Source organism: Comamonas sp. B-9 (assembly GCF_000410635.1).
Lineage (GTDB): Bacteria > Pseudomonadota > Gammaproteobacteria > Burkholderiales > Burkholderiaceae_C > Comamonas.
Window position 1 is genome coordinate 35,260 of record NZ_KE148567.1, and the last position, 4,705, is coordinate 39,964.

Annotated in this window: 5 protein-coding genes; 4 read left to right on the top strand and 1 reads right to left on the bottom strand. The window is 64.7% G+C overall.

Annotated elements, in window-relative coordinates; all coding sequences use genetic code 11:
* Positions 1–157: 157 nt before the first annotated feature.
* Complete coding sequence (locus tag H928_RS0112075; protein WP_021026744.1) at positions 158–745, bottom strand: tetratricopeptide repeat protein; 588 nt, start codon at positions 743–745, stop codon at positions 158–160.
* A 282-nt stretch (positions 746–1,027) separates the two neighbouring features.
* Between H928_RS0112075 and cysS the strand changes: the two genes are divergently transcribed.
* The 4 genes from cysS to H928_RS0112095 form a co-directional block, all read left to right on the top strand.
* A complete protein-coding gene (cysS, locus tag H928_RS0112080; protein ID WP_021026745.1) occupies positions 1,028–2,413 on the top strand; it encodes a cysteine--tRNA ligase in 1,386 nt (461 codons plus the stop codon).
* 57 nt (positions 2,414–2,470) lie between these two features.
* Positions 2,471–3,121 carry a DNA-3-methyladenine glycosylase gene (locus H928_RS0112085; protein ID WP_021026746.1) on the top strand — a complete coding sequence of 217 codons (651 nt, stop codon included), beginning with the start codon at positions 2,471–2,473 and terminating at the stop codon, positions 3,119–3,121.
* A gap of 77 nt (positions 3,122–3,198) precedes the next feature.
* Entirely contained in the window at positions 3,199–4,173 is a 975-nt protein-coding gene (locus tag H928_RS0112090) for an acetyl-CoA carboxylase carboxyltransferase subunit alpha (RefSeq protein WP_021026747.1), read from the top strand.
* A gap of 83 nt (positions 4,174–4,256) precedes the next feature.
* Positions 4,257–4,705: ATP-binding protein (locus tag H928_RS0112095; protein ID WP_021026748.1), on the top strand; the 449-nt coding region annotated here is incomplete at its 3' end.

Below are 4,705 nucleotides of genomic sequence, written 5' to 3' on the forward strand. Positions count from 1 at the left end.
GTAGATGGCCAGCGCAGGGCGCTGCGGGATCCGCAAGGCATCCTGCGCTGCGCGCAAATCATGGGCGTTGCAGCGTCTGCGTTTGCAAGGTGTGCGTTTGCACCCTATGCGTTGCACCGAGTTGAGGGCCAACGGTGCAAGATTCAAGGCAAGGCCCTTATTTTTTTGCGTCGGGCGCCGCTGCCGGGGCAGCCGGCGCGGCGGCAGCGGCAGGCTGGGCACGGGTCACCAAGAGGCGCAGGCTGCTGATCTTGGGCTGCAGCCGCGCTTGCTGGGCCGGCGCCAGCGTGCTGGCCTTGCTCAGTGATTGCTCGGCCAGGCGGATATAGATATCGCCCAGGTTCTCATAGGCGGTGGCATAGCCGGGGTTGGCCCGCACGGCATCTTGCAGCGCGCGGCTGGCTTTTTCCAGCTGGTTGTTCTGGGCGTAGAGCACGGCCAGGTTGTTGTAGGGCTCGGGCAGTTCGGGGTATTCCTGCACCAGTTTCTCGAATGTCGCCGTGGCCTCGTCGCGCTGGCCGGCGTTCATCTGCGCCACACCCTGCAAAAAGCGCCATTGCGGGTCACGCGGGGCTTGCTGGATCTTGGGCTCCAGCTGCTCCAGGGCCAATGCGGTCTGGCCGGACTGGATCAGCTTTTCCACGGCCGCGTATTCGTCCGCATAGGCGGCGCCGCAGCTCAGGGCAAGCGCCAGCAAGGCGGCACGGGGCATCAGGGGGGAGAAAAGGCGACTGACTAACTTCATAGGGTTCGGGCGCGCTGGGCGCGTGCAAGTGGCCTGCAGGCTTATACTGCAGCGCATTGTAGCTGAGGGGGCTGGCGCCCCGGAACGACGGGCGGCCATGGTTTGCAGGGCATGGTGTCGGGCATCAGCTACCATACACGGTTCGGCGGTTCCTGCCGGGCGGCGGTGCCCGGGCAGGCGCTGCCAAACCCGTGCCCCAGCCTCTGTCAAGAGGATGGACGCGGAACGGGGCAGGGCGCCAGGCGTCTTTCCCTCTCTCAACCACAACCACGCTAATTTTTCATGAGTTTGCGCATCTACAACACGCTTTCGCGTGCGCTGGAGTCATTTGTTCCGATTGAGCAGGGCCATGTCCGCATGTATGTATGCGGCATGACGGTCTATGACCTCTGTCACCTGGGACATGCGCGCTCGATGCTGGCGTTTGATGTGGTGCAGCGCTGGTTGCGCGTCAGCGGCCTGAAGGTGACCTATGTGCGCAATGTCACCGACATTGAGGACAAGATCATCCGCCGCGCCGTGGAAAACGGCGAGACCATCCGCAGCCTGACCGACCGCATGATCGAGGCCCTGCACCAAGATGCCGATGCGCTGGGCATCGAGCGGCCCACGCATGAGCCCCGTGCCACCGAATACGTGCCGCAGATGCTGTCCATCATCTCGCAGCTGGAAGAAAAAGGCCTGGCCTACCGCACCGAAGGTGGCGATGTGAACTATGCCGTGCGCAAGTTCCCCGGTTACGGCAAGCTGTCGGGCAAGTCGCTCGACGAGCTCAATGCCGGCGAACGTGTTGCCGTGCAGGACGGCAAGGACGACCCACTGGATTTTGTGCTGTGGAAGAGCGCCAAGCCCACCGAGCCCGACGAGGCCAAGTGGCAAAGCAGCTATGGCACGGGCCGGCCGGGCTGGCACATCGAGTGCTCGGCGATGAGCTGCGCGCTGCTGGGCGAGACCTTCGACATCCATGGCGGCGGCGCTGACCTGCAGTTTCCCCACCACGAAAACGAGATTGCCCAGAGCGAAGGCGCACACGGCCAGCCGCTGGCCAAGATGTGGATGCACAACGGCTTCATCAACGTCGACAACGAGAAGATGTCCAAGTCCCTGGGCAATTTCTTCACGATCCGCGATGTGCTCAAGCGCTACGACGCAGAAACCATCCGCTTCTTTGTGGTGCGCACCCACTACCGCAGCCCGCTCAACTACAGCGATGTGCACCTGGACGACGCCCGCAATGCCTTGAAGCGCCTCTATACGGCGCTGAGCCTGGTCGCCGCCGAGACGGCGGCCATCGACTGGAGCCACCCGAGCGCAGCGCGCTTCAAGGCGGCGATGGACGAGGACTTTGGCACGCCCGAAGCCGTGGCCGTGCTGTTTGAGCTGGCGGCCGAGGTCAACCGCAGCAAATCGCCAGCGGTGGCTGGCCTGCTCAAGGCGCTGGCGGCCACCTTGGGCCTGCTGCAGGCCGACCCTGCCGCCTACCTGCAAGCGGGCGCCACCGTGGATGCCGCTTATGTGGAGGCGCAGATTGCACTGCGTGCCGCTGCCAAGGCGGCCAAGAACTATGCGGAATCGGACCGCATCCGCGCCGAGCTGCTGGCCCAAGGGGTGGAGCTCAAGGATTCCGCCCAAGGCACGACCTGGACGGTAGTGCAGGCAGGGGCCTGATGCACGCTGTCGGTGGACTGCATCTGTCCCTGGCGTTGACGCGGTCCCTCTAGCCCTATGCCTGGTATCAGCAACAAACCGCTGTCAGCGGAAGACTGGGCCGTCGCCTGCAAACACCTGGCCCGCAAGGACCGGGTGATGCGCCGGCTCGCGCCGCTGTATGCCGGCGAGATGCTGCGCCGCGAGGCTGACGGCTTTGCGCTGCTGATGCGCTCGGTGGTCTGGCAGCAGCTGTCCGACAACTCGGCGCGCCAGCTGTGGAAGCGGCTGGTGGCAGCGCTGGGCTCGGCTAGCCCCAAGGCCATGCTGGCCCTGACGGACGAGGCGGCCAAGGCCATCCGCCTGCCCCAGCGCAAGCTGGGCTATCTGCGTGGTCTGGCTGCATGGTTTGTGCAAGAGCCCAAGGATGCGCTGTCCTGGGTGCATGTCGATGACGACGCGGTCATCGAGCAGCTGATGGCGCAACGCGGCCTGGCGCGCTGGGGCGCGGAGATGTTTTTGCTGTTCCATCTGGGGCGGCCCAATGTGCTGGCCATTGATGATGCCGCGCTGCTGCAGGGCATCAGCGACCATTATTTTTCGGGCGAGGCCGTCAGCCGCAGCGATGCGCGCGAGGTGGCCCAAGCCTGGCAACCCTGGGCCAGCGTGGCGGCCTGGCTGATCTGGCGCTCCCAGAATGCCATGCCACTGGGGCAGGATGCAGATTGATCTGGTTTGGCCGCATGCGGTTACACTGTCGGTCGTTATGAGAAGGCTGCCTGCGGCTTTTCTCGAGGAGAATCATTTTGGCGAAAAGAACATTCCTGGATTTCGAGCAACCGATTGCGGAGCTGGAAACCAAAATTGATGAACTGCGCTATGTGCAAAGCGAAAGCGCAGTCGATATCTCTGAAGAGATTGATCAGCTCAGCAAGAAAAGCCAGCAGCTGACCAAGGACATCTACAGCGAGCTTTCCCCCTGGCAGATCACCAAGATCGCACGCCACCCCGAGCGTCCCTACACCCTGGACTATGTGAACGAGATCTTCACCGATTTCGTCGAAATGCATGGCGACCGCCACTTTGCCGATGACCTGTCCATCGTGGGCGGCCTGGCGCGCTTCAATGGCAACCCCTGCATGGTGGTAGGCCACCAAAAGGGCCGCGACACCAAGGAGCGCACCCTGCGCAACTTTGGCATGAGCAAGCCCGAGGGCTACCGCAAGGCGCTGCGCCTGATGAAGACCGCCGAGAAGTTCAAGCTGCCGGTGTTCACCTTTGTCGACACGCCCGGCGCCTACCCCGGCATTGACGCCGAAGAGCGCGGCCAGTCCGAAGCCATTGGCCGCAACATCTATGAAATGGCGCAGCTGGAAGTGCCGATCATCTCCACCATCATCGGTGAAGGTGGCTCGGGTGGCGCGCTGGGTATCTCGGTGGCCGACCAGGTGCTGATGCTGCAGTACTCGGTGTACTCGACCATCAGCCCCGAAGGCTGCGCCTCCATCCTGTGGAAGACCAGCGACAAGGCCCAGGAAGCGGCCGACGCCATGGGCATTACCGCGCACCGCCTCAAGGCCCTGGGCCTGATCGACAAGATCATCCACGAGCCCGTCGGTGGCGCCCACCGCGACCACAAGCAAATGGCGGCGCTGCTCAAGCGCGGCCTGAGCGATGCCTTCCGCCAGCTGGCCGATCTGAAGCCCACCGAGCTGCTGGACCGCCGCTACGAGCGCCTGCAAAGCTATGGCCGTTTCTCGGACACCAAGGCTGAGCACTGATACGCGCTGCTGGCCGCCGCTGATGCTGCGCCGCTGCTGCCAAGCCTCCCTTCGCGGAGGCTTTTTGCTGTGGGGCGCGCGCCATGGCTGAGCCCGCTATTCTTGCCGCGCTGAACGGCTGGCAGCCCGCACTGCCGCTGGCCGTGGCCTACAGCGGTGGGGCCGATTCCACCGCCTTGCTCTGGGCCTGCCTGCGGCGCTTTCCCGGCCAGGTGCATGCCATCCACATCAACCACGGGCTGCAGGCCGCAGCCGCGGTGTTTGAAGCCCATTGCCGCGCCCAGTGCGCGGCCTGGGCGGTGCCCTTGCAGGTAGTGGCGGTGAATGCCCATGCGCTGCCCGGCCAAAGCCCGGAGGACGCCGCACGCATTGCACGCTACCAGGCGCTGGCCCAGGCTGTGCTGGCGGCTGACGAGGCAGCGCAGGGCCGTATCCAGACCATGGCGCTGGCCCAGCATGCCGACGACCAGGTCGAAACCGTGGTGCTGGCGCTGTCGCGCGGCGCCGGGGTGGCCGGCCTGGCGGGCATGCG